Origin of the sequence: Pseudomonas gozinkensis, from assembly GCF_014863585.1 — a bacterium.
GTDB classification, from domain to species: Bacteria; Pseudomonadota; Gammaproteobacteria; order Pseudomonadales; family Pseudomonadaceae; genus Aquipseudomonas; species Aquipseudomonas gozinkensis.
The window spans coordinates 1,296,283-1,322,313 of record NZ_CP062253.1 but is presented as its reverse complement, the minus strand read 5'-3'; the positions used below and the strand labels follow the sequence as shown (position 1 = coordinate 1,322,313).

The following is a 26,031-nucleotide window of genomic DNA, read 5'->3' as shown; positions in this document are numbered from 1 at the left end:
ATGTCATCGCGTAAATTTGGACTCAACCTGGTGGTGGTTCTGGCAATCGCCGCCCTGTTCACCGGTTTCTGGGCGCTGATCAACCGCCCCGTCTCCGCGCCGAACTGGCCGGAGCAGATCTCCGGTTTCTCCTACTCACCGTTCCAGCAAGGACAGTTCCCACAGAAGGATCAGTATCCGTCCGACGATGAAATGCGCCGCGACCTCGAGATCATGAGCAAGCTGACGGACAACATCCGCATCTACTCGGTCGACGGCTCGCTGCAGGACATCCCGAAACTGGCTGAAGAGTTCGGCCTGCGCGTGACGTTGGGGATCTGGATCAGCCCCGACCAGGAGCGCAACGAGCGGGAAATCACCCGCGCCATCGAATTGGCCAACACCTCGCGCAGCGTGGTTCGCGTGGTGGTCGGCAACGAAGCGATCTTCCGCAAGGAAATCACCGCCGAACAACTCAGCGTGCTGCTCGACCGCGTGCGTGCGGCCGTCAAAGTACCGGTGACCACCTCCGAGCAATGGCACGTCTGGGAAGAGCACCCGGAACTGGCCAAGCACGTCGACCTGATCGCCGCGCACGTACTGCCGTACTGGGAATTCATTCCGGTGGACAAGGCCGGGCAGTTCGTTTTCGACCGCGCCCGCGATCTGAAAAAGATGTTCCCGAAAAAACCGCTGCTGCTGTCCGAAGTGGGCTGGCCGAGCAACGGCCGCATGCGCGGTGGCGCCGATGCGTCGCCGGCGGATCAGGCGATCTACCTGCGCACGCTGGTCAACAAACTCAACCGCCAGGGCTTCAACTACTTCGTGATCGAAGCGTTTGACCAGCCGTGGAAGGCGAGTGACGAAGGTTCGGTCGGCGCTTACTGGGGCGTGTTCAACGCCGCGCGCCAGCAGAAATTCAACTTCGAAGGCCCGGTAGTAGCGATCCCGCAATGGCGCGTGCTGGCGGTCGGTTCGGTGGTGCTGGCGCTGCTGTCGCTGACGTTGCTGATGATCGACGGCTCGGCCCTGCGCCAGCGTGGCCGGATCTTCCTGACCTTTATTGCGTTCCTGTGCGGTTCGGTGCTGGTGTGGATCGGTTACGACTACAGCCTGCAATACAGCACGTGGTTCAGCCTGACGGTGGGTTTCCTGCTGGCGCTCGGGGCGCTCGGGGTGTTCATCGTATTGTTGACCGAGGCCCACGAACTGGCCGAGGCGGTGTGGATTCACAAGCGTCGCCGTGAATTCCTGCCAGTGGTCGGCGATTCTGATTACCGCCCGAAAGTCTCGATCCACGTGCCTTGCTACAACGAGCCGCCGGAGATGGTCAAACAGACCCTCAACGCCCTGGCCAACCTCGACTATCCGGACTTCGAAGTCCTGATCATCGACAACAACACCAAGGACCCGGCGGTCTGGGAACCGGTGCGCGACTACTGCGAAACCCTCGGCCCGCGCTTCAAGTTCTTCCACGTCTCGCCCCTGGCCGGTTTCAAGGGCGGCGCGCTGAACTACCTGATCCCGCACACCGCCAAGGACGCCGAAGTGATTGCAGTGATCGACTCCGACTACTGCGTGCACCCGAACTGGCTCAAGCACATGGTGCCGCACTTCGCCGACCCGAAAATCGCCGTGGTGCAGTCGCCACAGGATTACCGCGACCAGAATGAAAGCACCTTCAAGAAGCTCTGCTACGCCGAATACAAAGGCTTCTTCCACATCGGCATGGTCACCCGCAACGACCGCGACGCGATCATCCAGCACGGCACCATGACCATGACCCGCCGTTCGGTTCTGGAAGAACTGGGCTGGGCCGACTGGTGCATCTGTGAAGACGCCGAGCTCGGTCTGCGGGTATTCGAGAAAGGCCTGTCGGCGGCGTATTACCACGACAGTTACGGCAAGGGTCTGATGCCGGACACCTTCATCGACTTCAAGAAGCAGCGTTTCCGCTGGGCCTACGGTGCAATCCAGATCATCAAGCGCCACACTCGCAGCCTGCTGCGCGGCAAGGACACCGAGCTGACTCGCGGCCAGCGTTACCACTTCCTCGCAGGCTGGTTGCCATGGGTGGCGGACGGCATGAACATCTTCTTCACTGTCGGCGCACTGCTGTGGTCGGCGGCGATGATTATCGTGCCGCAAAGGGTCGATCCGCCGCTGCTGATTTTCGCAATCCCGCCGCTGGCGCTGTTTGTGTTCAAGGTCGGCAAGATCATCTTCCTCTACCGTCGCGCCGTGGGCGTGAACCTCAAGGATGCGTTCTGCGCGGCACTGGCCGGCCTGGCGTTGTCGCACACCATCGCCAAAGCGGTGCTGTACGGCTTCTTCACCAGCAGCATTCCGTTCTTCCGCACCCCGAAAAACGCCGACAACCATGGCTTCTGGGTGGCGATTTCCGAGGCCCGGGAAGAGCTGTTCATCATGCTGCTGTTGTGGGGCGCGGCGCTGGGTATCTACCTGGTGCAAGGCATTCCGAGCAACGACATGCGCTTCTGGGTGACCATGCTGTTGGTGCAGTCGCTGCCGTACGTGGCGGCGCTGATCATGGCGTTCCTGTCGTCGCTGCCAAAACCGGCGCCGGCGCCTGAACCGGCACCGGCCGTCTAAATCCTTCCCGATGCACTAAACGGCGGCCAATGGTCGCCGTTTTGCTTTAAGATAACCGCCATTTTGCAGGGCCAAGGCCCCTATGGCCTGCCCCTAGACCTGTGGGAGCGAGCTTGCTCGCGATGAGTCCGTCACATTCAACATTTATGTTGAACAGGACATCATCATCGCGAGCAGGCTCGCTCCCACATTTACAGCATCCGGAGTTTTCCATGACGGCCCACGCCGACCTTTCGCCGACCCTCCAACTCGCCATCGATCTGATCCGCCGTCCGTCCGTGACGCCGGTCGACGCCGATTGCCAGAAGCAGATGATGCAGCGCCTGGGCGATGCCGGTTTCCAGCTGGAACCGATGCGCATCGAAGATGTGGATAACTTCTGGGCGACTCACGGCAAAGGCGACGGCCCGGTACTGTGCTTCGCCGGCCACACCGACGTGGTGCCGACCGGCCCGGTGACCGCCTGGCAGATCGACCCGTTCAACGCGGTGATCGATGAGCATGGCATGCTCTGCGGCCGTGGCGCGGCAGACATGAAAGGCAGCCTGGCCTCGATGACCGTAGCGGCCGAGCGTTTTGTCGCCGACTACCCGGATCACAAGGGCAAGGTCGCGTTCCTGATCACCAGCGACGAAGAAGGCCCGGCGCATCACGGCACCAAGGCCGTGGTCGAGCGTCTGGCCGCCCGTAACGAGCGTCTGGACTGGTGCATCGTCGGCGAGCCGTCGAGCACCACGCTGGTGGGTGACGTGGTCAAGAACGGTCGCCGCGGCTCCCTCGGCGCCAAGCTGACCGTGCGCGGCGTGCAGGGCCACGTGGCCTATCCGCACCTGGCGAAGAACCCGATCCACCTCGCCGCCCCGGCCCTCGCCGAGCTGGCTGCAGAGCACTGGGATCACGGCAACGACTTCTTCCCGCCAACCAGTTTCCAGATTTCCAACGTCAACTCCGGCACCGGCGCGACCAACGTGATTCCGGGCGACCTGGTGGCGTTGTTCAACTTCCGCTTCTCCACGGAATCGACGGTCGAAGGCCTGCAGAAACGCGTCGCCGACATCCTCGACAAGCACGGTCTGGACTGGCACATCGACTGGGCGCTGTCCGGTCTGCCGTTCCTCACCGAGCCGGGCGCGCTGCTCGACGCAGTGTCATCGAGCATCAAGCAGATCACCGGTCGCGAAACCAAGGCGTCCACCAGCGGCGGCACCTCCGACGGTCGTTTCATCGCGACCATGGGCACTCAGGTTGTTGAACTGGGCCCGGTCAACGCGACCATCCACCAGGTCAACGAGCGCGTGCTGGCGGCCGATCTCGACGTGCTGACCGAGATCTACTACCAGACCCTGATCAAGTTGCTCGCCTGATGCTGGCGTGTCCGATCTGCAGTGAACCGCTGAACGCGGTGGACAACGGCGTGGTCTGCCCCGCTGGCCACCGCTTCGACCGCGCGCGGCAGGGTTACCTGAACCTGCTGCCGGTGCAGCACAAGAACAGCCGCGACCCCGGCGACAATCAGGCGATGGTCGAGGCTCGCCGCGACTTCCTGAACGCCGGCCACTATGCGCCGGTGGCCAAGCGTCTGGCGGAGCTGGCGGCGAGTTATGCGCCGGCCCGTTGGGTCGATATCGGTTGTGGCGAGGGTTACTACACCGCGCAGATCGCTGAAGCCTTGCCGGATGCCGATGGCTACGCGCTGGACATCTCGAAGGAGGCCGTCAAACGCGCCTGCAAACGCAATCCGGCGCTGACCTGGTTGATCGCCAGCATGGCCCGCGTGCCGTTGGCGTCGGGCAGCTGCCAGTTTCTCGCCAGCGTTTTCAGTCCACTGGACTGGGAAGAAGCCAAGCGCCTGCTCAGCGTTGGCGGCGGTCTGATGAAAGTCGGCCCGACCAGCGGCCACCTGATGGAACTGCGCGAAAGCCTGTACGACGAAGTGCGCGAATACACCGACGACAAGCACCTGGCCCTGGTGCCGGAAGGCATGGCGCTGGCGCACAGTGAAACCCTCGAATTCAAACTGACGCTGGACAAGCCTGAGGATCGCGCCAACCTGCTGGCGATGACACCCCACGGCTGGCGCGCCAGTGCCGAACGCCGCGCGGCGGTCATCGAACAGCCCGAGCCGTTCGTGACCACCGTCTCGATGCGCTACGATTATTTCGTTCTTCAATAACTTTTGGTCTCGGGCAACGACCCGGGGCCGGCTAAATCCGCGAATGGATTTTTCAGACCCGCAGTGAGGATATCCATGCGCCAACCGGACATCGAGATTTACCTGAAAGACGCCGACGTCGACCACAAGGCCATTTCCGCCTGGTTGGGCGCCGCCCTCGGCCCGTGCAGCGACTGGGTACAGAAAGGCCAGACCTGGAAATGCAAGGCCGGCAACATCCCGGTGACCTGGCTGCCAAAAGCCGTGGGCAAGTGGAACAGCCTGTACCTGGAAAGCGATGCGACCCCATGGGACGACGACATCGCCTGCGCCCGCGCAGCCTTTGCCGCGCTGAACGTCGAAGTGCGCTGCGCGCCGGGGACGTGGGTCGAAGAAGAAGGTGAGGAAACGGCGGATCGCTGGATTCGTATCAGCGAAGACGGTGAAGAAGAGATCACCTGGAAAACTGCGTAACAGACAATGCACAAAACCTGTGGGAGCGAGCTTGCTCGCGATTGCGGTCGGACATTCAACATCAATGTTGACTGAAAGGGCCCCATCGCGAGCAAGCTCGCTCCCACAGTGTTTTTGGTGTTCTGAAGATTTGCGTTACAGACCTACAACGTCTTCAGCCTGCAACCCCTTCTGCCCTTCCACCACCGCATACTCAACCTGCTGACCCTCGGTCAGCGAACGGTGGCCTTCGCCACGGATCGCGCGGTAGTGCACGAACACGTCCACCCCGTCTTCGCGCTGAATGAAGCCGTAGCCCTTGGCGTCGTTGAACCACTTAACGTTGCCGGTTTCACGTGTTGCCATCTGTTCATACTCCTTTTTTATTATTGAACAGGCTTTTCGCAGGAAAGCCTTTGAGGAACGTCAGCCTGCGTCCGACGTCCATAAAAGGGCCCCGGCGACAGATCGCCGAGTATATGACAGGCGGCAAAACTCTCAACAGGAGATTACTTCGCCGCTTTTTTGCCGATTTTCGCCCAATACGGCAAACTGTCGACCGCCCGAGCAAACGCTCGGTTTATCCACTCACGCAGAAGCCGTATGACCCGTTCCCCGTTCCGCCGTCTTGTGTTTGGCACCTTGCGCCGACTGTTGTATCTCTGGGTTCGCTCCGAGACGATCAACCAGTCGTCGTTCACCCTCAACCTCGACCGCAGTCGTCCGGTGTTCTACGTCCTGCAAAACCCATCGCTGACCGATCTGGCGGTGGTCGACACCGAGTGCACCAAGGCCGGCCTGCCACGCCCGGTGCTGCCGGTGTCCGTGGGTTCGCTGATCGAACCGGCGGCGTTCTTCTACCTGACGCCGGACCCGGACTGGCTCGGCCGCCAGGACAAGCGCGGCGCACCACCGACCCTGACCCGCCTGGTCAGCGCCCTCAGCCAGAATGCTGCCGAAGACGCGCAGATCATTCCCGTCAGTGTGTTCTGGGGCCAGTCGCCGGACAGCGAAAACAGCCCGTGGAAATTGCTGTTCGCCGACAGCTGGGCCGTCACCGGACGCCTGCGCCGTCTGCTGAGCATCATGATTCTGGGCCGCAAGACCCGTGTGCAATTCTCCGCACCGATCCACCTGCGCGAGCTGATCGAACACAACAAGGGCCACGAACGCACCGTGCGCATGGCCCAGCGGATCCTGCGGGTGCACTTCCGCAATCTGAAAGCTGCGGTGATCGGCCCGGACATTTCCCACCGGCGCAACCTGGTCAAAGGCCTGCTCAACCAGCCGCTGGTCAAGCAAGCGATCCTCGACGAAGCCGAGCGCGAAAACATCTCCCCGGAAAAAGCCAAGGCCCAGGCCCTGCGCTACGGCAACGAGATCGCCTCGGACTACACCTACACCGCGATCCGCTTTCTGGAAGTGGTGCTGAGCTGGTTCTGGAACAAGATCTACGACGGGATCAAGGTCAACCACATCGAAGGCGTGCAGAAGGTCGCCCAGGGTCACGAAGTGATCTACGTGCCGTGCCACCGCAGCCACATCGACTACCTGCTGCTGTCGTACTTGCTGTTTCGCAACGGCCTGACCCCGCCGCACATCGCCGCCGGGATCAACCTGAACATGCCGGTGATCGGCAGCCTGCTGCGCCGTGGCGGTGCGTTCTTCATGCGCCGCACATTCAAGGGTAATCCGCTGTACACCTCGGTGTTCAACGAATACCTGCACACCCTGTTCACCAAAGGTTTCCCGGTCGAATATTTCGTCGAGGGCGGTCGCTCGCGTACCGGCCGCATGCTGCAACCGAAAACCGGGATGCTCGCGATCACGATGCGCAGCTTCCTGCGCTCCTCGCGGATGCCGATCGTATTCGTGCCGGTGTACATCGGTTATGAGCGCGTGCTCGAAGGCCGCACTTACCTCGGCGAACTGCGTGGCGCGAGCAAGAAGAAAGAATCGATCTTCGACATCTTCAAAGTCATCGGCGCGCTCAAGCAGCGTTTCGGCCAGGTGGCGGTGAACTTCGGCGAGCCGATCAAACTCGCGGAATTCCTCGACAGCGAACAGCCGGACTGGCGCCAGCAGGACCTGGGCCCGCAATACAAACCGGCCTGGCTCAACGAAACAACCAACCGCCTCGGCGAGAAAGTCGCCCAGCACCTGAACGAAGCGGCGGCGATCAACCCTGTCAACCTGGTGGCGCTGGCGCTGCTGTCGACCACTCGACTGGCGCTCGACGATCGCGCCATGGCGCGGGTGCTGGATCTGTATCTGGCGTTGCTGCGCAAGGTCCCGTACTCGCCGCACACCACCTTGCCGGAAGGCGATGGCCGGGCGCTGATCGAACACGTGAAGGACATGGATCTGCTGTCCGAGCAGAACGATGCGCTGGGCAAGATTCTGTACCTGGACGAGCAGAACGCCGTCCTGATGACCTACTACCGCAACAACGTGCTGCACATCTTCGCCTTGCCGGCGCTGTTGGCGAGTTTCTTCCAGAGTGCATCGCGCATGAGCCGCGAGCAGATCCTGCGCTACACCCGCGCGCTGTATCCGTACCTGCAATCGGAACTGTTCATCCGCTGGTCCCTGGACGAACTGGATGCAGTGATCGATCAGTGGCTGGAAGCGTTCGTCGAACAAGGCCTGCTGCGTTTCGAGAAAGACGTGTACCTGCGCCCGGCGCCGAGCTCGCGGCACTTCGTGCTGCTGACCCTGCTGTCGAAGAGCATCGCCCAGACCCTGCAACGCTTCTACATGACCGTTTCCCTGCTGCTCAACAGCGGCCAGAACAGCATCAGCGCCGAAGAACTGGAAGACCTGTGCACGGTCATGGCCCAGCGCCTGTCGATCCTGCATGGCCTCAACGCGCCGGAATTCTTCGACAAGAGCCTGTTCCGCCATTTCATCCAGACAATGCTCGACCTCGACGTACTGCGCCGCGACGAAGCCGGCAAGTTGAGCTACCACGAACTGCTCGGCGAACTGGCCGAAGGCGCGGCCAAACGCGTATTGCCGGCGGAGATTCGCCTGTCGATCCGTCAGGTGGCACTGCATCGCAGTGAAGATGCGGCCGATCAGCCCGCCGCCCAGCCCGAGACCTGATGCAAACCCTGTGGGAGCGAGCTTGCTCGCGAAGGCGTAGCTTCAGTCAATGTCAATGTCGACTGACACACCGCCTTCGCGAGCAAGCTCGCTCCCACATTGAAAAGGAGAACGTCCGATGAAAAAAATCACACTACTTGCCGCCGCCACCCTGCTCAGCGCCTGCCAGTCGACCTCACCGGCCGGCAAGGTCAGCCTGGACGGCGAAGTGTTCTACCTGCAACGCATCGCCCTGCCGCCAAGCGCAACCTTGAGCGTAAGCCTGCAGGACGTCTCGCTGGCCGATGCTCCGGCCGTGGTGCTCGACGAACAGAAAGGCCCGGTCAAAGGCCAGGTGCCGCTGCCGTTTCACTTGAGTTACGATCCGGCCCAGGTCAAACCCGGCCACCGCTACTCGGTCAGCGCACGCATCGAAGTCAACGGCGAGCTGATGTTCATCACCACCGAAAACCATGCCGTGCAGCTCGATGGCAAGGATCCGCAGCCACTGAAGATCCGCGTCGACGCCGCCCGCTAATTCTTTTGAACAAGGAAGCTTTCATGCTCCGCCCTACCCTTCGCTTCGCCGGCCTGTGCGCGGGCCTGATGATCTCCGCCAACGCACTGGCCCTGTCCCTTAGCGACCTGTCGCAAGGCGATGCCACCGGCGGCCTCAAGGATGCCCTGACCCAGGGCGCGCAACTGGCCGTCAAACAACTCGGCACCCCGGGCGGCTTCAGCAACAACCCGGACGTGAAGATCGAACTGCCGGGCAAACTCGGCAAAGTCGCCGGCAAGATGAAAGCCTTTGGCATGGGCGCCCAGGTCGACGAACTGGAAACCGCCATGAACAAGGCCGCGGAAACCGCCGTCACCCAGGCCCAGCCGATCCTCGTTGATGCCGTGAAGAAAATGAGCGTGGAAGACGCCAAAGGTATCCTCAGCGGCGGCAACGACTCCGCCACCCAATACCTGGACAAATCCAGCCGCGAACAGATCCGCACCAAATTCCTGCCTATCGTCAAACAGGCAACCGACAAAGTCGGCGTAGCCCAGAAGTACAACGCCTTTGCCGGCCAGGCCGCAACCTTCGGCGTGGTGGATGCAAAGAGCGCCAACATCGAAAGTTACGTGACCGAACAAGCGCTCAACGGCCTGTTCGAAATGATCGGCAAACAGGAAGAAACCCTCCGCAAGAACCCGGCCGCTGCGGCGACGAGTCTGGCGAAAAAAGTGTTTGGTACGCTCTAAACCGACACGACACGGGAGTGAGCTGTCTCACTCCCGTTATTCAATCCGTTCCGCCGTCCAATATCGCTGTACGCCACACTCTTGCGATACACATCGGTAAACTCCTCCACCGCCCGCAGAATCACCGAACACTGAAACTCGATGAAGTACGTCAGATCGAGCTCATCGGCTTCGCTGTGCAAATACGACCGCCCGTACTTCACCGGCGCGTTGCGCAGTAAAAGACTGATCGCGATATAGCGGAAGGCCGAAAAATCCTGCTTGAACATGAACCAGTAAAACAGCGCCCTGGCGACCCGCCCGTTGCCGTCGCGAAACGGATGTTCGTAACCCAGGGCAAAGTGCAGCGTGATCGCCTTGATCAGCGGATGCAGGTAGTTTTTTTGCCGAGGTGAACCCTGTGGTTGATTGATCCACTGCGAGATCAAATCCAGTCGCCTCACCAATCCGGCGGCAGGCGGTGGCGTGTGTACGGTATTCCCTTCGCCGTCCTGCACCACCACTTCATCGTTGGTCCTGAAAAGCCCCGGGGCGTACTGCTCGTCATCAATGCCCTCGACACCAACTCGATGGATTGACGCTATCAACTCCACGCTCAATGGCTCGTAACGTTTTTCCCAGGCGAAATTCATCATCCGGTAATTACCCATGACCATCCGCTCATCCGGCGTACGCGGCTGACGCCGTTGCTTGAGCATGTCCTTGGCAACACGAGTGGTGATCGCGGCGCCCTCCAGCTGACTGCTGCTGATCGCCTCATCCTCGATCAGATCGTTAAGCAAATAACTGAAATGCGCCCGCTCGCCTATCTGGCTGGTCATGTACTCCAGCGACGCTGTCGTGGTTTGCCGATCAACCACTGAAAGGGCCTTCTGCGCGGTGGGCGTCGGCACAAACTTCCCCCACTGCGCCGGCTCCCCCAAAGGCAGAAGATGAATGTACTGAGCGACCCGCGCCTTCTTGACCAACGCCCAACACAAACGCGAATCCAGCCCACTGGCCCAGCGATACCGCAAATCCTCAAAAGGCAGATACCGCCCCTGATCATCCAGCGGCTTGAGCAACGCAAGATAATCCGCCAGACGCTGCTTGTGAGGCGCGCGCATCAACAACTCAAAGACCGGATCGGCCCGACCCTTCAATACCGGCGGTTTCTTCATCAAAGCTGGCTCAAACAAGGCTGAAAAACAGCCTCGAGTACAGCACCGCCAACACAGCGACTCAATATCGGAGCGGTCTGAAAACTTGTAGGAGGCGACACAGAGTCCTACACCATTGTTTTGCTCAGTTGTCAGGCTGCCATCGCTAGCAGGCCAGCTCCGACAAGATTGAGTCCAACCCATAGAGCATGGTCGGCAGACAGGCCGCCTTCGCGAGCAAGCTCGCTCCCACAGAAAAGCGCAAAACCTACACTCCGATGCGCTTCTCACCACTCAACACAATGAGCGTTAGCTCGAGTAACGCTTTTGACGTGCCGGCCCCTTCGGCCGGCTGAGTGGAGGGATTTATCCGGGGGTAGGCGCGCAGCGCCGTTCGACGAAGTCGAACACATCGAGAGGAGGTGCAGCGAAGCAAACCGGAGGCGATGCCCCCGGATGAATCCCGGAACGAAGGAACCCCGAGCCCCAGCGAGGGGCCGAACGCCGGGGCCCAGACCTTTGGTTCCTTTGGGGCGTTTGCCAAAGGGACTCGCCGTAAGGGCGAAACCGCCAGCGGCAACCCCCGCAGAAACGGATATTCACCCAAAACCCCAAGAGCCTGGCCGGCCCAAAGGCCGCCACGCTCAAAAAATTTCAGGACTCCTTGCGAACCCTGAACCAAGCCGCATACAACGCCGGCAAAAACAAAAGCGTCAAAGCCGTAGCAACAATCAACCCCCCCATGATCGCCACCGCCATCGGCCCGAAAAACACACTACGAGAAAGCGGAATCATCGCCAGCACCGCCGCCAGCGCCGTCAACACAATCGGCCTGAACCGCCGCACGGTCGCCTCGATAATCGCCTGCCAGGGCTTGAGCCCCGCCGCAATATCCTGCTCGATCTGGTCCACCAGAATCACCGAGTTACGCATGATCATCCCCGACAGCGCGATGGTCCCGAGCATCGCCACAAACCCGAACGGCTGACGGAACACCAGCAGAAACAGCGTCACCCCGATCAACCCCAGCGGCGCTGTCAGAAACACCATCGCCGTGCGCGAAAAACTGCGCAACTGCACCATCAGCAACGTCAGCACCACGACAATGAACATCGGCACCCCGGCGTTCACCGACTTCTGCCCACGCTCCGAATCCTCCACCGTACCGCCGACATCCAGCAGATAGCCGTCCGGCAATTCGGCACGGATCGGGTCGAGCGTCGGCATGATCTGCTTCACCAGCGTCGCCGGCTGCTCCTTGCCGTAGATGTCCGCGCGCACGGTCACGTTCGGCAGACGATTGCGGTGCCAGATGATGCCTTCCTCGAAGCCATATTCCAGCGTGGCAATCTGCGACAGTGCGACGCTGCGACCGTTATCGGTCGGCACCGCAAGACTCGGCAGCAACGACAGTTCGGTGCGCTCGTGCACGGTGCCGCGCAGGAGGATTTCGATCAGTTCGTTGTCCTCGCGGTACTGGCTGACGCTGGAGCCGGTCAGCGAACTCTGGAGGAATTTCGCCAGATTCGCCGTGCTCACGCCCAAGGCACGGGCGCGATCCTGATCGATGTTCAGGTACACGACCTTGCTCGGCTCTTCCCAGTCCAGATGCACGTTCACCACATGCGGGTTCTCGCGCACCTTGGCCGCGACCTTGCGCGCCAGGGCCCGGACTTCTTCGATGTGCTCGCCAGTGACGCGGAACTGCACCGGATAGCCGACCGGAGGACCGTTCTCCAGACGCGTGACCCGCGAGCGCAGGGACGGGAATTGCTCGTTCAAGGTGTCGATCAGCCACGTGCGCAGCGCTTCGCGTTCCTCGATGGTTTTCGCCAGTACGACGAACTGGGCGAAGCTCGCCGCCGGCAGTTGTTGATCCAGCGGCAGGTAGAAACGCGGCGAACCGGTGCCGACGTAAGCGACGTAGTTGTCGATGCCCGCATGATCCTTGAGCATCGCCTCCAGGCGTTTGACCTCACCGGTGGTATTGGCCAGCGAGGCGCCCTCGGCGAGCTTCAGATCGACCATCAGTTCCAGTCGCCCGGAGGCCGGGAAGAACTGCTGCGGCACGAACCGGAACAACGCCACCGACGCCACGAACAGCAGCACGGTAAGCACGATCACGGTTTTGCGCCGACGCACGCACCACTCCACCAGACGCCGCACCCGTTGGTAGAACGGCGTGCCGTAGGGATCGGTCTGGCCGTCAGCCGTGCCGTGTTTGGCCGCGTGAATTTTCGCCAGATCCGGCAGGAGTTTTTCCCCCAGATACGGCACGAACACCACGGCCGCCACCCACGATGCGAGCAAGGCGATGGTCACCACCTGGAAGATCGAGCGGGTGTATTCGCCGGTGCCGGACTGCGCCGTGGCAATCGGCAGGAAGCCTGCGGCAGTGATCAGCGTACCGGTGAGCATCGGGAACGCGGTGCTGGTCCAGGCATAACTGGCAGCCTTGATCCGGTCGAAGCCCTGCTCCATTTTGATCGCCATCATTTCCACGGCGATGATCGCGTCGTCCACCAGCAAGCCCAGCGCCAGCACCAGCGCGCCGAGGGAAATCTTGTGCAGGCCGATGCCAAGGTAATACATGCAGGCGAAGGTCATCGCCAGCACCAGCGGAATGGTCAGCGCCACCACCATGCCGGTGCGCACGCCGAGGGAGAAGAAACTCACCAGCAACACGATGGCCAGCGCTTCGACCAGCACCTGGACGAACTCGCCCACGCCGGTTTTCACTGCTGCAGGCTGGTCGGAGACCTTGCGCAACTGCATGCCGGCCGGCAGGTTTTTCTGGATCCGGGCGAACTCGATTTCCAGGGCCTTGCCCAGCACCAGAATGTCGCCGCCGTCCTTCATCGCCACCGCAAGACCGATGGCGTCTTCGCCCATGAAGCGCATGCGCGGCGCTGGAGGATCGTTGAAACCGCGTCGCACGTCGGCGACATCGGAGATGCGGAACGTACGATCACCGACCCGGATCGGGAAGTTCTTGATCTCGTCGACCGTCTGAAAATTCCCCGAAACCCGTAGCTGCAATCGCTCACTGCCGGTTTCGAAGAAGCCGGCGGTGGACACCGCGTTCTGTTCTTCCAGCGCCTGCTGAACCGCCGCCAATGGCAAACCGAGCGTGGCGAGTTTGACGTTGGACAGCTCGACCCAGATTTTCTCGTCCTGCAAGCCGAGCAGGTCGACCTTGCCCACGTCCTTGACCCGTTGCAGCTGGATCTGGATGCGGTCGGCGTAATCCTTGAGCACGGCATAGTCGAAACCGTCGCCGGTCAGCGCATAGATGTTGCCGAAGGTGGTACCGAACTCATCGTTGAAAAACGGCCCCTGAATCCCCGGCGGCAAGGTCTGGCGAATGTCGCTGACCTTCTTGCGCACCTGATACCAGAGGTCCGGAATCTCCACCGAATGCATGGAGTCGCGGGCGATGAACGTGACCTGGGATTCACCGGGGCGCGAGAACGAGACAATGCGCTCGTATTCGCCGGTTTCCATCAGTTTCTTTTCGATGCGCTCCGTGACCTGGCGCGAGACTTCCTGCGCCGTGGCGCCCGGCCAGCGAGTCTGGATGACCATGGCCTTGAAGGTGAACGGCGGGTCTTCGCTCTGGCCGAGCTTGGTGTAGGACAAGGCGCCGACGATCGCCAGCAGAAGCATCAGGAACAGTACGATCTGGCGATTGCGCAGTGCCCAGGCGGAAAGATTGAAACCCATCGGGGATTACTCCTTGTCCGCCAGATTGACCACGCGGTTGGAGCGATCCACCGGACGCACCTGCTGCCCTTCCAGCAACACGTGGACGCCGGCGGCGACCACCCAGTCGCTGGCGTTCAGGCCTTCGAGCACCGGCACGGTTTTCTCACCGAACGGGCCGGTGCGCACCGGGGTCTTTTTCAACGTGTTGTTGGCGCTGACGACCCAGACGTAGGTCGCGCCGTTTTCGGCCGTCAGCGCCGAGAGCGGTACCGACAGCGGGATGACGTCGGCGGTCTGCACGAATACCCGGGCGCTCTGGCCCAGTTCTGCCGGGACCTTGCCGGAGGTGAATGAAATGCGTGCGGCGAAGGTCCGGGATTTCGGATCGGCGGCCGGCGACAGCTCGCGGATCTGCCCGGCGAAGCGTTGGTTCTGTTGCGTCCACAGCTCCACCGACACCGGCTGGCCGACCTTGAAGCGGCCGAAGCTCTGCTCCGGCAGGCTGATCAGCACTTCACGCTCGCCATCGGTAGCGAGGGTGAAAACAGTTTGCCCGGCGGCGACCACTTGCCCGACTTCCACCGAACGCTTGGCCACCACGCCATCCTGGGGCGCGCGCAGCACGGCGTAACTGGCCTGATTGGTCGAGACGTTGAATTCGGCTTTGATCTGTTTGAGGCGGGCTTCGCCGGAGCGGTAGAGGTTCTCGGCATTGTCATAGGCCGAGCGGCTGACCATCTGCCGTTCCATCAGGGTCTTGTAGCGGTCACGCTCGGCGCGCACCAGGTTCAGGTTGGCTTCGGCCGCCGCGACCTGGGCCCGGGTCGCTTCCAGTTGCAGGCGTACGTCCTGCGGGTCGAGTTCGGCGAGCGGTTGATCGGCCTTCACGCGCTGACCTTCATCGACCAGTCGTCGGCTGACTTTGCCGCCGATGCGGAACGCCAGATCGGGTTCATAGCGAGCGCGAACCTCGCCCGGATAACTTTCCATCGCCTGCGCCGAAGGCTCTGGCTGCACCACCATGGCCGGTCGCACGCTGACTTGCGTCACCTCTTCCTTGTCACACGCCGACAATAAAAACGCCAGACTGACTGGCACCGCAAAGGACAACGCATGGCGGAACATGGTGAAGGACCTTTCGCTAAGGAGGCTTGGAATAATTATACTGGCCGGTATGTTATTAATAGCAAACTCACCAGTCCAGTATTAAAAGCGCAGAATGTCGAACAATCTTTCCACTCCAAACGGCCCTGGCCGACCGAAGGATCCGGCCAAGCGCCAGGCGATTCTCGAGGCGGCGAAAATCCTGTTTCTGAGTCATGGCTATGCCAACACCAGCATGGACGCGGTGGCCAGCGAGGCTGGTGTGTCGAAGCTGACGGTCTATAGCCATTTCAACGACAAGGAGACGCTGTTCTCTGCCGCCGTGGTGGCCAAATGCGAGGAACAATTACCCCCGCTGTTCTTCGAATTGCCGGACGGCATCGCGGTGGAAAATGTGTTGCTGAACATTGCGCGAGGCTTTCACCACCTGATCAACAGCGATGAATCGGTGAACCTGCATCGCCTGATCATGGCGCTGGGCAGTCAGGATCCGAAGCTGTCGCTGATCTTCTTCGAGGCCGGCCCGCAGCGCATGGTGCAAGGCATGGAACGTTTGCTGCGGCGTATTCACGAAACCGGCGTGCTGAGCATCGACAACCCGCACAACGCCGCCGAGCACTTCTTTTGCCTGATCAAGGGCGCCGGGAATTTCCGCCTGTTGTACGGCTGCGGTGAGCCGCTGACCGGCGAGGCGGCGGAAAGTCATGTGCAGGAAGTGATCGAGCTGTTCATGCGGGCCTATCGCCCCTAGTTTCTGCGGTGTCTGTTCTGACGCTATCGCTGGCAAGCCAGCTCCCACATGATCGGGATTGTGTGCACACCACTGAACCTGTGGGAGCTGGCTTGCCAGCGATTGGGGACGACTCGATCTCAGGCCTTGAGCGCTTTCTTCGGGTAAATGTCATAGCGGCTGGATTTGCCATCCAGCGCATGACTCGGTTTCGGCCCTTCGATGCACGGCGCCTTGCGCGGTCGCTTGACCACCACCCGATGCGTGGCCAGTGCCAACGCCGCTTCGAGCAAGGCCGGTGCATCCGGATCATCACCCACCAACGGACGGAACAGGCGCATTTCCTTCTTCACCAGCGCGGTTTTCTCACGGTGCGGGAACATCGGGTCGAGGTAGATCACCTGCGGCGGCTCGCCCTCCCAATTGCGCATCACCTCGATGGAGTTGCCCTTGAGCAGCTTCATCCGCGCCACGATCGGCGCCACATCGAAGTCTTCCGCCGCGCGGGCCAGACCATCCTCCAGCAAAGCGCCGATCAATGGCTGGCGCTCGATCAGGCTCATCTCGCAACCGAGACTGGCCAGCACGAACGCATCTTTCCCGAGCCCCGCCGTCGCATCCAGCACCCGTGGACGCACGCCCTGTGCGATGCCGACCGCCTTGGCGATCATCTGCCCGCTGCCGCCGCCGTACAGCCGGCGATGGGCCGCGCCGCCCTCGACGAAGTCGACCCGCACCGGGCCCGGCGCATCCGGTCCCAGTTGTTGCAGCTGCAAACCCTGCTCGCCGACCTGCAGGGCAAACTCGCCGTCAGCCACCTGCAACGGCAGGTTCAGGCGCTGCGCCCACTGCTCGGCCTGCGCTTCGAACGTCGGGCCGAGGGCCTCGACATGGATGCGGCAGGCCGCGGGTTGCTCAATCATGGAAAACACGCTCAAAAAAGTTAAGGATCGGCAAAAACCGCCGATAACCCAATCAACGCGCATTTTGCCAGAGCTGAGCGTCAACCGAAAAAAATGTCAGGCATTCTTCCCACATCGATTGGCTACATTTCGCCCACAGGCGACTTCAGCCGTCATAACACTCAAGCATTGGGCGGCGTCAGCCACCTGTGGCAGGATTTCTTTGCCCAGGCACTGGCCGAACAATCGAGTGATGTGGTGCCGGCCTGCGGCACTTTCCCGCCGGTCGATCTGCAAAGCCCTGAAGAACCAACCGTCGGCAGCGAACTGCATGCGCACATCGTCAGCCAGCGTGAATGCGATGTGGTTAAAACCGAGGTGCGTCCGCCGGAGCCACTGTTCCTGCCGATCGCCGAAATCGACATGACACTGGCCGAGCCGTACCCTCCGTTCCCGGCAGAAGAAATCAAGACTCAGCAAAAGCAGCAGGATTTCGACAGCAGCTGGGTTCGTCCGGTCGTGATCAACAACGGCCAGCCGATTCCGGAACCGGGCCCAGCCCCGCAGAAAAAACCGCTGTACCTGCCGATTGCCGAGTTTGACCTGGATCTGCTGCAGCCTTACCCGCCGTTCCCGCCGGAAGAAATCTTCGAGCAGCAGAAAGCCCTGGACTTCGATAACGGCTGGGTGCGCCCGATCGTTCAGCAGAACCTGCGCATCGCCGCCTGATCCCTCAGCGACACACGCTCCAGCGCCCGACATCGACATGAAAGTGATTGCGATGGGCTGTGTTGTAGTCCGGACTCAACACCACACTGAACGCCTCGCAGGCACCATCGCGCACCTGACGTAAAAACTGCGCGTCCTGGTTTTGCTTCGGCCAGTCCTTCAGCACGCTGATTACGCGACCATCCGCCAGGCGGAAGCCGGCGATGTCCAGCGCATCGGCGCTGGCATGGCGGCTGAGGGCGCCGTTCTCGCGGTTGTAGACGTCGCGGCAGGCGAAGCTGCCGAGGTGATCGACCCGCGCCACCGACTGTCCGTAGACCTGCTGCGCCGCCGGTTGCAGCGTGTGGCGCTCGAACAGCGCAAACGCCACGGCCAACGGGCAACTGGCGAGAAAGCTGCTGCTGAGCCCCACCCCGCCGCCCTGCACGCGCAAAGCGCCGATCAGCGGACATTTGGCATCGGGACTATCGGCCTGTGGCGAAACCCGCAGGCCGGAGCTGCCCAGCGCCTGCTCGCACAAGGCCGGATCGCTGCGCAGGCGCATCAACTTGTAGCCTGTGAGCCAGTTGGGCGTCGCCTGCACGTCCAGCGGCGCCCACGGGTTCCACTGCGGCGGCACATCAAGCCAACCGCGCCAGACGCCGATCAGGCCGCCACCGATGATCAGCAGCCCCGCCAACAGCAGCCAGCGCCCCATGCTCATCCCTTGAAAAATTGATTGGCCTTGGCGTACGGCATCGAACGGGAGGTGAAGGTGAACGTGCCGGACTGCTGGATTTCCTCCGCCGCGCGGAAAAACTCGCCGAACGCCGCCAGTGCCAGCGCCGAACCGGTGCTGATCCGCTTCACGCCCATTTCTTCGAGCTGCTGAACCGTCAGTTTCAAGCCGCCGGACATCAATACATTGACCGGTTTCGGCGCCACCGCGCGCACCACCGCCAGAACTTCTTCGGCGGTGCGCAGGCCCGGCGCGTACAGCACGTCGGCGCCGGCTTCGGCAAAAGCCTGCAAACGGCGGATGGTGTCGTTGATATCGGGATTGCCGTGCAGGTAGTTTTCCGCGCGGGCGGTGAGGGTGAAGGGAAACGGCAAGGTGCGCACGGCAGCGACGGCGGCTTCGATGCGCGCCACCGCGTGTTCGAAGCAATAGATCGGCGAGTCTTCCCGGCCCGTGGCATCTTCGATCGAGCCGCCCACGGCGCCCGCCTCGGCTGCGCGGATCAAACTCTGCGCTGATTCGGCCGGGGCATCGGCGAAGCCATTTTCCAGATCCACCGCCACCGGCAGATCAGTAGCCGCGACAATCGCCCGGACATTGGCCAGCGTATCGTCGAGGCTCAGGGCGCCATCGGCCCTGCCCTGGGAAAACGCATAACCGGCGCTGGTGGTCGCCAGCGCCTGATAGCCGAGACTGGCGAGCATCTTCGCAGAACCGGCATCCCACGGATTGGGAATCACGAAAATCCCGGGGCGTTCGTGCAGGGCTTTGAAGGTTTCGGCTTTGCGGGCTTGGGCGTCCATCGGCAGGCTCCTGGGCAGGAAAGAAATCCGCCTCAGAGCAGGCCAAGTTGCTCGGCGGCGGGTTCTCTGTATAGCTCAGGCAAGGATCGCAGGCCAGGCAAACGTTGCATCAGTTGTGCGTGAAAACGTTGCGCCAGCTTCGCCGCGAGGAGGTTGTCAGCGGTGTGCAGGAAGATGTACGGCGTGCGGCCTTCTTCGATCCACTCGGCGATCTTCGCCACCCACGGCACCAGGAACGGATCGTTGGCCTCAAGCTCCGGATGGCCGATGAAGCGTACCTGCGGGAATTGAGTGAATGCTGCCGGCCGCGTTGGTACGCGGGGCTTTTTCGATTGGGCGTGGATCACCGACGACTCGGTCGAGAGGCAACTGAACAGTGCGCGCGGATCCAGACAGATGCGCTCCACGCCGCGATCCAGTAACAGGCGATTGAGCAGTCGCTCACTCTCACCCTTGGCGAAGAACTGCTCGTGGCGCACTTCCACCGCCAGCGGACAATCCAGCGCATCGATGAATGCGGCGAGCTCCGGCAAGCGGTGCGGCGTGAAGCTTTTCGACAGTTGCAGCCACATTGGCGAGACGCGCTCACGGAGCGGCTTGAGCAACTGGAGGAAGGTTTCGGCGGCGGTCAGTTGATCGCGCAAGTCGCCGCTGTGGCTGATGTCGCCGGGGAACTTGGCGGTGAAGCGAAAGTGTTGCGGCATCACCTCGGCCCAGCGCTGCACAGTGGCCGGCGAGGGGCTGGCGTAGAAGGTCGTGTTGCCTTCCACGGCGTTGAATACTTGCGAATAGAGTCCGAGGAAGTCGGAGGTCTTGGCGTCTACCGGATACAGATACTCGCGCCAGGCGTTTTCGCTCCAGGACGGGCAACCGAGGTAGTAAGGCAGATCCATCAGATGTACAGATCGAGGCCCAGCACGTCTGCATCCCAATCGACAAAACCGGCGGTGCTCAGGTAGCTGGCCAGGGCCATGGCCACGCTTTTCTTCATCGCGCGGTGATAAATCATGTCTTGTTGGCGGACGGGCAGATTGCTCAGGCGTTGGGCGGTGGCTTTGGCGGCACGGGCAGCCAGTTGCTCTTCGGTCGGGAATTCCAGCTCGCCGTCGATATCGTCGACGGACTCATCCAGCGCCGGATTGCCTTTGCGAGGCTTGCGCTTGATGGGGTAGGAATGAGTGGAAACGCCGTCTATACGCATAAAGTCATGCTCGGTATCGATGATGGCAATTTAGCGGCACCTGACCGACTTAGCAAATCGCCGAGTGATAACTAGAACACATAAAAGACAAAAGGTTTAAAGCGCGGGGTTAGAAACGGACGATTGGCTTTGTTGAGGCAAGCACTGAACTTGTGGGAGCGAGCTTGCTCGCGAAAACATGGGTATGGTCACCATTGATGGTGACTGACCCACCGCATTCGCGAGCAAGCTCGCTCCCACAGGATCTCGCATGGATCAACGAGCCTTGGGGGTGGCGACTTTGTCGCGCAGATAAACCGGCTGGGCGTCGTCCGCCGGAATCGCTTCACCGCGCTCCCAGGCAAATCGCGCGAGAGTCAGCAGGTCTTCCGCGTGAGGCAGCATGCCTGCATCGGACCCGGTCAGGTTTACAGCGATGCGTTCGCCATAGCCCCAACCAGTGCCGGCACCGAACCAGTCACCCGAAGCATCGTCCGGCAGCGCGGCGACTTCCGGCGGCAGCACCGCCTCGGCGCCGACAAGACGCATCTCCCCTGCGGTCTCGCGGTAGCAGCCCCAGTACACCTCATCCATCCGCGCATCGATGGCGCCCGCGACCTGGCTCACGCCGTGCTCGCGATGAGCGCGTTGCGCCAGCACGGCCAGGTTCGACACCGGCAACACCGGGCGATCCAGCGCAAACGCCAGGCCTTGCACCACGCCGATGGCAATCCGCACACCGGTGAAAGCGCCCGGGCCACGACCGAAGGCAATCGCGTCCACCGCTTGCAGGGTAGTGCCGGCGTCGGCCAGCAGTTGCTGGATCATCGGCAGCAGTTTCTGCGCATGCAGGCGCGGGATCACCTCGTAATGGCTCGTGACCTTGCCGTCATGCAGCAAGGCAACGGAGCAAGCTTCAGTCGCGGTGTCCAGGGCCAGCAAGGTGCTCATCGATGTGTCCGTAAATCAGGTGGGGAAAAGTGCGCCAGTATAAACAACTACGGCCCGCAAGCGGGCCGTGGGTGATGCAGCGGATCAGGTTTTTCAGCTCAGCGCTTCAAGCACCTTGGCGGTGATCGCTTCAACCGAGCCGACGCCAGGGATATGGCTGTACTTCGGCTTGCCACCGTTTTTGGCGGACAGGTTCTGGTAGAACTCCACCAGCGGCTTGGTCTGCGAGTGGTAGACCGACAGGCGATGACGCACGGTTTCTTCGGTGTCGTCCTTGCGCTGTACCAGCTCTTCGCCGGTGATGTCGTCTTTACCGGCAAGTTTCGGCGGGTTGTAAACGATGTGGTAAACACGGCCGCTGGCCTCGTGAACGCGACGACCGGCGATACGCTGAACGATTTCTTCATCCTCAACGGCGATTTCGACCACGGCGTCCAGTTCGACACCGGCAGTCACCAGCGCTTCAGCCTGAGGAATGGTGCGCGGGAAGCCATCGAACAGGAAACCCTTGGCGCAATCGGCTTGAGCGATACGGTCCTTGACCAGCGCGATGATCAGGTCATCCGACACCAGGCCACCGGCATCCATGATGCTCTTGGCCTTGATGCCCAGCTCGGTGCCGGCCTTGACCGCAGCACGCAGCATGTCGCCGGTGGAGATTTGCGGAATGCCGAATTTCTCGGTGATGAACTTAGCCTGAGTACCTTTACCGGCCCCGGGAGCTCCCAGCAGAATGACGCGCATCGATGTGCTCCTCAATTTTTTATATAAAAAACAACGGATTCGCCTCGTGGGGCCAATCTCATAAAACGGGTCGTGGCCGCCCAAACGGCCAAAGGCTGATCAAGATACACAGCAGGCTGCGCCCACACAAGACGCCAAAAGTCGGAGAAACCGGCGCCCGGCGCGACCTTGCGACGCGGTTCCCCAAGTCGCAACCCCATCATTAACTGTCGCCTGACCGCATTTTTCCCAAGACCAATAAACGGCACCCGACACGAACCCCGGGTGCCCCGCCCCACGCAGAAAACCTTAGCCGGTATTTCGCAAACCGGCGGCAATCCCCGCCACAGACACCAGCAACGCCTGTTCCACCGGGCTGCCCTGCTCGACATTCTGCTGCCGTGAACGCGCCAGCAACTCGGCCTGCAATAGATGCAGCGGGTCGAGGTAGGTGTTGCGCAGACGGATGAATTCCAGGGTGTCCGGGCTATGTGCCAGTAGCTGCGACTGACCGGTCAGGCCGAGGACTACGGAACACGCCTGCGACAATAGGTCGCGTAAGTGCGCACCCAAAGGCAGCAAGTCCGACTCCACCAGACGCTCGTCGTAGGACAGCGCAATGTCGGCGTCGGCCTTGGCCAGCACCATCTCCAGCATGTCGATGCGCGTGCGGAAGAACGGCCACTGCTCGCGCATCTGCCCCAGCAATTCGCCTTCGCCGCGCTCCAGCGCATTGTTCAGCGCGGTTTCCCAGCCGAGCCAGGCCGGCAGCATCAGGCGGGTCTGGGTCCAGCCGAAGATCCACGGAATCGCCCGCAGACTTTCAATACCACCGGCGCGACGCTTGGCCGGACGACTGCCCAACGGCAAACGGCCCAACTCCTGCTCTGGCGTGGACTGGCGGAAATACTCGACGAACTGCGGATTTTCCCGCACCACCGCGCGGTAAGCAGCGACACCGTCGGCGGCCAGCTCATCCATCAGATGGCGCCATTCGGGGGTCGGTGGCGGCGGTGGCAACAGGGTCGCTTCCAGCACTGCCGCCAGATACAGATTGAGGTTTTGCTCGGCGATGTCCGGCAGGCCGAATTTGAATCGAATCATTTCCCCCTGCTCGGTGGTGCGGAAACGTCCGGCGACCGAACCGGGCGGCTGCGACAGAATCGCCGCGTGCGCCGGGCCACCGCCACGGCCCACGGTGCCACCGCGACCGTGGAAAAGCAGCAGTTCGACTTGCTGCTCACGACAGATTTCCACCAGCCGCTCCTGCGCCCGGTATTGCGCCCAGGCCGCTGCGGTGGTGCCAGCATCCTTGGCCGAGTCGGAATAGCCGATCATCACTTCCTGCGGGCCTTGCAGCCGCGCGCGGTAACCCGGCAGCAGCAACAGGCGTTCGATCACGGGTCCTGCGTTGTCGAGGTCGGCGAGGGTTTCGAACAGCGGCACCACGCGCATCGGCCGCAGGACGCCGGATTCCTTGAGCAGCAATTGCACCGCCAGTACATCGGAGGCAGCGCCGGCCATGGAGATCACATAGGAGCCCAGCGAAGCGCCCGGTGCAGCGGCGATTTCCTTGCAGGTGGCGAGCACTTCGGCGGTGTCGGCCGAGGGTTTGAAATGCGCCGGCAGCAACGGCCGACGGTTTTGCAGTTCGCGAGTCAGGAAGCTGATGCGCTGTTCTTCGTCCCACTCTTCGTACTTGCCGAGGCCGAGGTAATCGGTGATTTCGGTCATGGCCGCGCTGTGGCGCGACGAGTCCTGACGCACATCGAGGCGCACCAGGAACAGGCCGAAGGTCACGGCCCGACGCAGGCAATCGAGCAACGGACCGTCCGCGATCACGCCCATGCCGCACTCGTGCAGCGAGTTGAAACACAGTTCCAGCGGATCGAGCAGGTCACGATTGTTGTGCAGCACATCGGCCGGCGCCGGCGTGGTCGCGGTCAGCGATGCATGGGCCCAGTTGCGTGTGGCACGCAGCCGTTCGCGCAATTGTTTGAGCACTGCGCGATACGGCTCGGCACTGTCGCCGGCCCGGGCCTTGAGCGCTTCGCTGGCTTGCTGCATCGACAGTTCGGCGGCCAGGTGATCGACGTCACGCAGGTACAGATCCGCCGCCATCCAGCGCGCCAGCAGCAATACTTCACGCGTCACCGCAGCGGTGACATTCGGGTTGCCGTCCCGGTCGCCGCCCATCCACGAAGCGAAGCGGATCGGTGCAGCTTCCAGTGGCAAACGCAGGCCAGTGGCGGCGAACAGCGCCTGATCGGCCTTGCGCATATGGTTGGGAATCGCCTGCCACAGCGAATGCTCGATCACCGCAAAACCCCACTTGGCTTCGTCCACCGGGGTCGGGCGGGTGCGGCGGATTTCTTCGGTGTGCCAGGCTTCGGCGATCAAACGTTGCAGGGTGTTGTGGATCTGCTCGCGCTCGGCTGTGGTCAGGTCGCGGTGATCCTGAGCCGCCAGTTGCGCGGCGATCGCGTCGTACTTCTGGATCAGCGTGCGGCGGGCCACTTCGGTCGGGTGCGCGGTGAGCACCAGTTCGATTTCCAGCCGCGCCAGTTGCCGCGCCAGGGATTCGGCGCTGTGCCCTTCGTTGCGCAGGCGGGCGAGCAATTCCGGCAGTACGCGGGATTCGAACGGTGCGGCCTGGGTCTCTTCGCGGCGATGGATGAGCTGGTACTGCTCGGCGATGTTCGCCAGGTTGAGAAACTGGTTGAAGGCCCGTGCCACCGGCAGCAGTTCGTCTTCGCTCAATTGATTGAGGCTGGCGCTGAGTTCGGCGTCCATCGAGCCGCGCCGGTCGGCCTTGGCGCCCTTGCGGATCTGCTCGATCTTGTCGAGAAACGCCTCGCCGTACTGGTCACGGATGGTGTTGCCCAACAGCTCACCGAGCAGGTGAACGTCTTCGCGCAAGCGTGCATCAATATCGGTCATCAGCATCTCTCCAGCAGTAATCGGTGACGGATCGCAAGTGAGTGGATGAACAGAGAGTGCCGCTCTGGGGCGCTTCTTACAAGCAGACGACGAAGGGACTTTAAACCTTGAGGGTTGAAGCTAGTCTCAAGGGTAAGCCCCACAACGGCTTGCCGCCGGCTGACGCCGGACACTCACCAAGACCTGCCATGAGCAGGTGCGACATGAGGTTTTTATGAAAATCCGTGAACTCGCCCAGCATTGGGAAGAAACCGCCAAGGGTCGCCTGACCGATACCGGCTACACGATTCATCTGGATGTGGAAGCTGCCGCACGGCTGGCGGCAATTGCCGAGATGTACCCCAAACGCCATGCCGAGGAACTGCTCGGCGAGCTGATCGGCGCCGCCCTCGAAGAGTTCGAAGCGAGCCTGCCGTATGTGAAAGGTTCGACGGTGGTGGCCACTGATGAGGAAGGCGATCCGCTGTATGAAGACGTCGGTCCGACACCGCGTTTTCTCGCGCTATCAAGAAGGCACTTGCAAGACCTCTCCGCTGCTGCCGGCAAGCAGAAACACTGATCTCTGGACATCTCAAAAACTGTGGGAGCGGGCTTGCCCGCGATGGCGTCAGCTCAATCACAGATGTATTGAATTTGATGGCCTCATCGCTGGCAAGCCAGCTCCCACAGGGAGCTGTTTCCCCCTCCAGCTCTATTCCATTTCTGCCCGCGCGTACCGCTCAAAACCGCCAAAGTTCCCGGTTTAGAGCCCTGTCCATTCGGTCAGAATATTTTTTGGCGATGAGCCATCTTTTCTGAACTTTTGAAAAATGCCTTCGGTCGGAACAGGTAACCACGCCTGGAACGAGCGTTTCAAAACGCACTTGCACATGACG

The 26,031-nt window shown here is 61.6% G+C and carries 22 protein-coding genes; 10 read left to right on the top strand and 12 right to left on the bottom strand.

Going from position 1 to position 26,031, the window contains the following annotated elements:
* From IHQ43_RS05785 to IHQ43_RS05770, 4 genes are all read left to right on the top strand, one after another.
* Positions 1–2,592: a glycosyltransferase gene (locus tag IHQ43_RS05785; RefSeq protein WP_192563691.1), complete on the top strand. Its 2,592-nt coding sequence runs from the start codon at positions 1–3 to the stop codon at positions 2,590–2,592.
* Between the two features lie 212 nt (positions 2,593–2,804).
* A complete protein-coding gene (dapE, locus tag IHQ43_RS05780) occupies positions 2,805–3,956 on the top strand; it encodes a succinyl-diaminopimelate desuccinylase (RefSeq protein ID WP_007954755.1) in 1,152 nt (383 codons plus the stop codon).
* Positions 3,956–4,765 carry a putative RNA methyltransferase gene (locus IHQ43_RS05775; RefSeq protein ID WP_192563690.1) on the top strand — a complete coding sequence of 270 codons (810 nt, stop codon included), beginning with the start codon at positions 3,956–3,958 and terminating at the stop codon, positions 4,763–4,765. The genes dapE and IHQ43_RS05775 overlap by 1 nt, the downstream gene beginning before the upstream one ends.
* A 75-nt stretch (positions 4,766–4,840) precedes the next feature.
* Entirely contained in the window at positions 4,841–5,218 is a 378-nt protein-coding gene (locus tag IHQ43_RS05770) for a hypothetical protein (protein ID WP_192563689.1), read from the top strand.
* A gap of 135 nt (positions 5,219–5,353) precedes the next feature.
* Here IHQ43_RS05770 and IHQ43_RS05765 read toward each other — a convergent pair whose 3' ends face one another.
* On the bottom strand, positions 5,354–5,563 hold the full coding sequence (locus tag IHQ43_RS05765; protein ID WP_007954750.1) for a cold shock domain-containing protein: 210 nt from the start codon (positions 5,561–5,563) through the stop codon (positions 5,354–5,356).
* A gap of 237 nt (positions 5,564–5,800) precedes the next feature.
* On the opposite strand from IHQ43_RS05765, the gene plsB reads away from it, so the two are divergent.
* The 3 genes from plsB (at position 5,801) to IHQ43_RS05750 (ending at position 9,532) form a co-directional block, all read left to right on the top strand.
* Positions 5,801–8,302 carry a glycerol-3-phosphate 1-O-acyltransferase PlsB gene (plsB, locus tag IHQ43_RS05760; RefSeq protein WP_192563688.1) on the top strand — a complete coding sequence of 834 codons (2,502 nt, stop codon included), beginning with the start codon at positions 5,801–5,803 and terminating at the stop codon, positions 8,300–8,302.
* A gap of 118 nt (positions 8,303–8,420) precedes the next feature.
* The gene (locus tag IHQ43_RS05755) at positions 8,421–8,819 is read left to right on the top strand and encodes a YbaY family lipoprotein (protein ID WP_192563687.1); all 399 of its coding nucleotides are present in this window, start codon (positions 8,421–8,423) and stop codon (positions 8,817–8,819) included.
* A gap of 23 nt (positions 8,820–8,842) precedes the next feature.
* Positions 8,843–9,532: a DUF4197 domain-containing protein gene (locus tag IHQ43_RS05750; RefSeq protein ID WP_192563686.1), complete on the top strand. Its 690-nt coding sequence runs from the start codon at positions 8,843–8,845 to the stop codon at positions 9,530–9,532.
* Here IHQ43_RS05750 and IHQ43_RS05745 read toward each other — a convergent pair.
* The 3 genes from IHQ43_RS05745 to IHQ43_RS05735 all read right to left on the bottom strand — a co-directional run bounded on the left by IHQ43_RS05745 (position 9,529) and on the right by IHQ43_RS05735 (position 15,501).
* Positions 9,529–10,692 (bottom strand): Fic family protein, encoded by a 1,164-nt coding sequence (locus IHQ43_RS05745; RefSeq protein WP_192563685.1) that lies wholly within the window; start codon positions 10,690–10,692, stop codon positions 9,529–9,531. The genes IHQ43_RS05750 and IHQ43_RS05745 overlap by 4 nt on opposite strands.
* A gap of 633 nt (positions 10,693–11,325) precedes the next feature.
* Positions 11,326–14,394: an efflux RND transporter permease subunit gene (locus IHQ43_RS05740; protein ID WP_192563684.1), complete on the bottom strand. Its 3,069-nt coding sequence runs from the start codon at positions 14,392–14,394 to the stop codon at positions 11,326–11,328.
* Between the two features lie 6 nt (positions 14,395–14,400).
* The gene (locus IHQ43_RS05735) at positions 14,401–15,501 is read right to left on the bottom strand and encodes an efflux RND transporter periplasmic adaptor subunit (RefSeq protein ID WP_192563683.1); all 1,101 of its coding nucleotides are present in this window, start codon (positions 15,499–15,501) and stop codon (positions 14,401–14,403) included.
* Positions 15,502–15,595: 94 nt separating this feature from the next.
* Here IHQ43_RS05735 and IHQ43_RS05730 point away from each other — a divergent pair, with 94 nt between their 5' ends.
* Entirely contained in the window at positions 15,596–16,231 is a 636-nt protein-coding gene (locus IHQ43_RS05730; RefSeq protein WP_192563682.1) for a TetR/AcrR family transcriptional regulator, read from the top strand.
* 119 nt (positions 16,232–16,350) lie between these two features.
* On the opposite strand, the gene IHQ43_RS05725 is transcribed toward IHQ43_RS05730, so the two are convergent.
* Positions 16,351–17,133 (bottom strand): class I SAM-dependent methyltransferase, encoded by a 783-nt coding sequence (locus IHQ43_RS05725; protein ID WP_007954738.1) that lies wholly within the window; start codon positions 17,131–17,133, stop codon positions 16,351–16,353.
* 93 nt (positions 17,134–17,226) lie between these two features.
* On the opposite strand from IHQ43_RS05725, the gene IHQ43_RS05720 reads away from it, so the two are divergent.
* Entirely contained in the window at positions 17,227–17,841 is a 615-nt protein-coding gene (locus IHQ43_RS05720) for an energy transducer TonB (RefSeq protein ID WP_192563681.1), read from the top strand.
* 4 nt (positions 17,842–17,845) lie between these two features.
* Here IHQ43_RS05720 and IHQ43_RS05715 read toward each other — a convergent pair whose 3' ends face one another.
* The 7 genes from IHQ43_RS05715 to ppc all read right to left on the bottom strand — a co-directional run bounded on the left by IHQ43_RS05715 (position 17,846) and on the right by ppc (position 25,156).
* Positions 17,846–18,538, bottom strand: a complete 693-nt coding sequence (locus tag IHQ43_RS05715; RefSeq protein WP_192563680.1) for an extensin-like domain-containing protein — start codon at positions 18,536–18,538, stop codon at positions 17,846–17,848.
* A 2-nt stretch (positions 18,539–18,540) separates the two neighbouring features.
* Entirely contained in the window at positions 18,541–19,362 is an 822-nt protein-coding gene (locus tag IHQ43_RS05710) for an isocitrate lyase/PEP mutase family protein (RefSeq protein ID WP_192563679.1), read from the bottom strand.
* 32 nt (positions 19,363–19,394) lie between these two features.
* Positions 19,395–20,255: a DUF72 domain-containing protein gene (locus IHQ43_RS05705; protein ID WP_192563678.1), complete on the bottom strand. Its 861-nt coding sequence runs from the start codon at positions 20,253–20,255 to the stop codon at positions 19,395–19,397.
* Complete coding sequence (locus IHQ43_RS05700) at positions 20,255–20,563, bottom strand: hypothetical protein (protein ID WP_192563677.1); 309 nt, start codon at positions 20,561–20,563, stop codon at positions 20,255–20,257. The genes IHQ43_RS05705 and IHQ43_RS05700 overlap by 1 nt, the downstream gene beginning before the upstream one ends.
* A 255-nt stretch (positions 20,564–20,818) precedes the next feature.
* Positions 20,819–21,493, bottom strand: coding sequence for a tRNA (adenosine(37)-N6)-threonylcarbamoyltransferase complex dimerization subunit type 1 TsaB (gene tsaB, locus IHQ43_RS05695; protein WP_192563676.1), 675 nt, complete (start codon positions 21,491–21,493; stop codon positions 20,819–20,821).
* Between the two features lie 93 nt (positions 21,494–21,586).
* Positions 21,587–22,237 (bottom strand): adenylate kinase, encoded by a 651-nt coding sequence (gene adk, locus IHQ43_RS05690; RefSeq protein WP_064593717.1) that lies wholly within the window; start codon positions 22,235–22,237, stop codon positions 21,587–21,589.
* Positions 22,238–22,525: 288 nt separating this feature from the next.
* Complete coding sequence (gene ppc / locus IHQ43_RS05685) at positions 22,526–25,156, bottom strand: phosphoenolpyruvate carboxylase (protein ID WP_192563675.1); 2,631 nt, start codon at positions 25,154–25,156, stop codon at positions 22,526–22,528.
* A 214-nt stretch (positions 25,157–25,370) separates the two neighbouring features.
* On the opposite strand from ppc, the gene IHQ43_RS05680 reads away from it, so the two are divergent.
* Positions 25,371–25,715, top strand: a complete 345-nt coding sequence (locus IHQ43_RS05680) for a pilin assembly protein (RefSeq protein WP_192563674.1) — start codon at positions 25,371–25,373, stop codon at positions 25,713–25,715.
* The last annotated feature ends 316 nt before the right edge of the window (positions 25,716–26,031 follow it).

Coding starts and splice junctions, on each gene's coding strand:
- IHQ43_RS05740 (WP_192563684.1), bottom strand. CDS start 14,394: ATGGGTTTCAATCTTTCCGCCTGGGCACTGCGCAATCGCCAGATCGTA.
- IHQ43_RS05735 (WP_192563683.1), bottom strand. CDS start 15,501: ATGTTCCGCCATGCGTTGTCCTTTGCGGTGCCAGTCAGTCTGGCGTTT.
- IHQ43_RS05770 (WP_192563689.1), top strand. CDS start 4,841: ATGCGCCAACCGGACATCGAGATTTACCTGAAAGACGCCGACGTCGAC.
- IHQ43_RS05785 (WP_192563691.1), top strand. CDS start 1: ATGTCATCGCGTAAATTTGGACTCAACCTGGTGGTGGTTCTGGCAATC.
- IHQ43_RS05680 (WP_192563674.1), top strand. CDS start 25,371: ATGAAAATCCGTGAACTCGCCCAGCATTGGGAAGAAACCGCCAAGGGT.
- IHQ43_RS05775 (WP_192563690.1), top strand. CDS start 3,956: ATGCTGGCGTGTCCGATCTGCAGTGAACCGCTGAACGCGGTGGACAAC.
- IHQ43_RS05720 (WP_192563681.1), top strand. CDS start 17,227: ATGTCAGGCATTCTTCCCACATCGATTGGCTACATTTCGCCCACAGGC.
- IHQ43_RS05725 (WP_007954738.1), bottom strand. CDS start 17,133: ATGATTGAGCAACCCGCGGCCTGCCGCATCCATGTCGAGGCCCTCGGC.
- IHQ43_RS05710 (WP_192563679.1), bottom strand. CDS start 19,362: ATGGACGCCCAAGCCCGCAAAGCCGAAACCTTCAAAGCCCTGCACGAA.
- tsaB (WP_192563676.1), bottom strand. CDS start 21,493: ATGAGCACCTTGCTGGCCCTGGACACCGCGACTGAAGCTTGCTCCGTT.
- IHQ43_RS05700 (WP_192563677.1), bottom strand. CDS start 20,563: ATGCGTATAGACGGCGTTTCCACTCATTCCTACCCCATCAAGCGCAAG.
- IHQ43_RS05765 (WP_007954750.1), bottom strand. CDS start 5,563: ATGGCAACACGTGAAACCGGCAACGTTAAGTGGTTCAACGACGCCAAG.
- ppc (WP_192563675.1), bottom strand. CDS start 25,156: ATGACCGATATTGATGCACGCTTGCGCGAAGACGTTCACCTGCTCGGT.
- dapE (WP_007954755.1), top strand. CDS start 2,805: ATGACGGCCCACGCCGACCTTTCGCCGACCCTCCAACTCGCCATCGAT.
- adk (WP_064593717.1), bottom strand. CDS start 22,237: ATGCGCGTCATTCTGCTGGGAGCTCCCGGGGCCGGTAAAGGTACTCAG.
- IHQ43_RS05745 (WP_192563685.1), bottom strand. CDS start 10,692: ATGAAGAAACCGCCGGTATTGAAGGGTCGGGCCGATCCGGTCTTTGAG.
- IHQ43_RS05750 (WP_192563686.1), top strand. CDS start 8,843: ATGCTCCGCCCTACCCTTCGCTTCGCCGGCCTGTGCGCGGGCCTGATG.
- IHQ43_RS05730 (WP_192563682.1), top strand. CDS start 15,596: ATGTCGAACAATCTTTCCACTCCAAACGGCCCTGGCCGACCGAAGGAT.
- IHQ43_RS05705 (WP_192563678.1), bottom strand. CDS start 20,255: ATGGATCTGCCTTACTACCTCGGTTGCCCGTCCTGGAGCGAAAACGCC.
- IHQ43_RS05715 (WP_192563680.1), bottom strand. CDS start 18,538: ATGGGGCGCTGGCTGCTGTTGGCGGGGCTGCTGATCATCGGTGGCGGC.
- plsB (WP_192563688.1), top strand. CDS start 5,801: ATGACCCGTTCCCCGTTCCGCCGTCTTGTGTTTGGCACCTTGCGCCGA.
- IHQ43_RS05755 (WP_192563687.1), top strand. CDS start 8,421: ATGAAAAAAATCACACTACTTGCCGCCGCCACCCTGCTCAGCGCCTGC.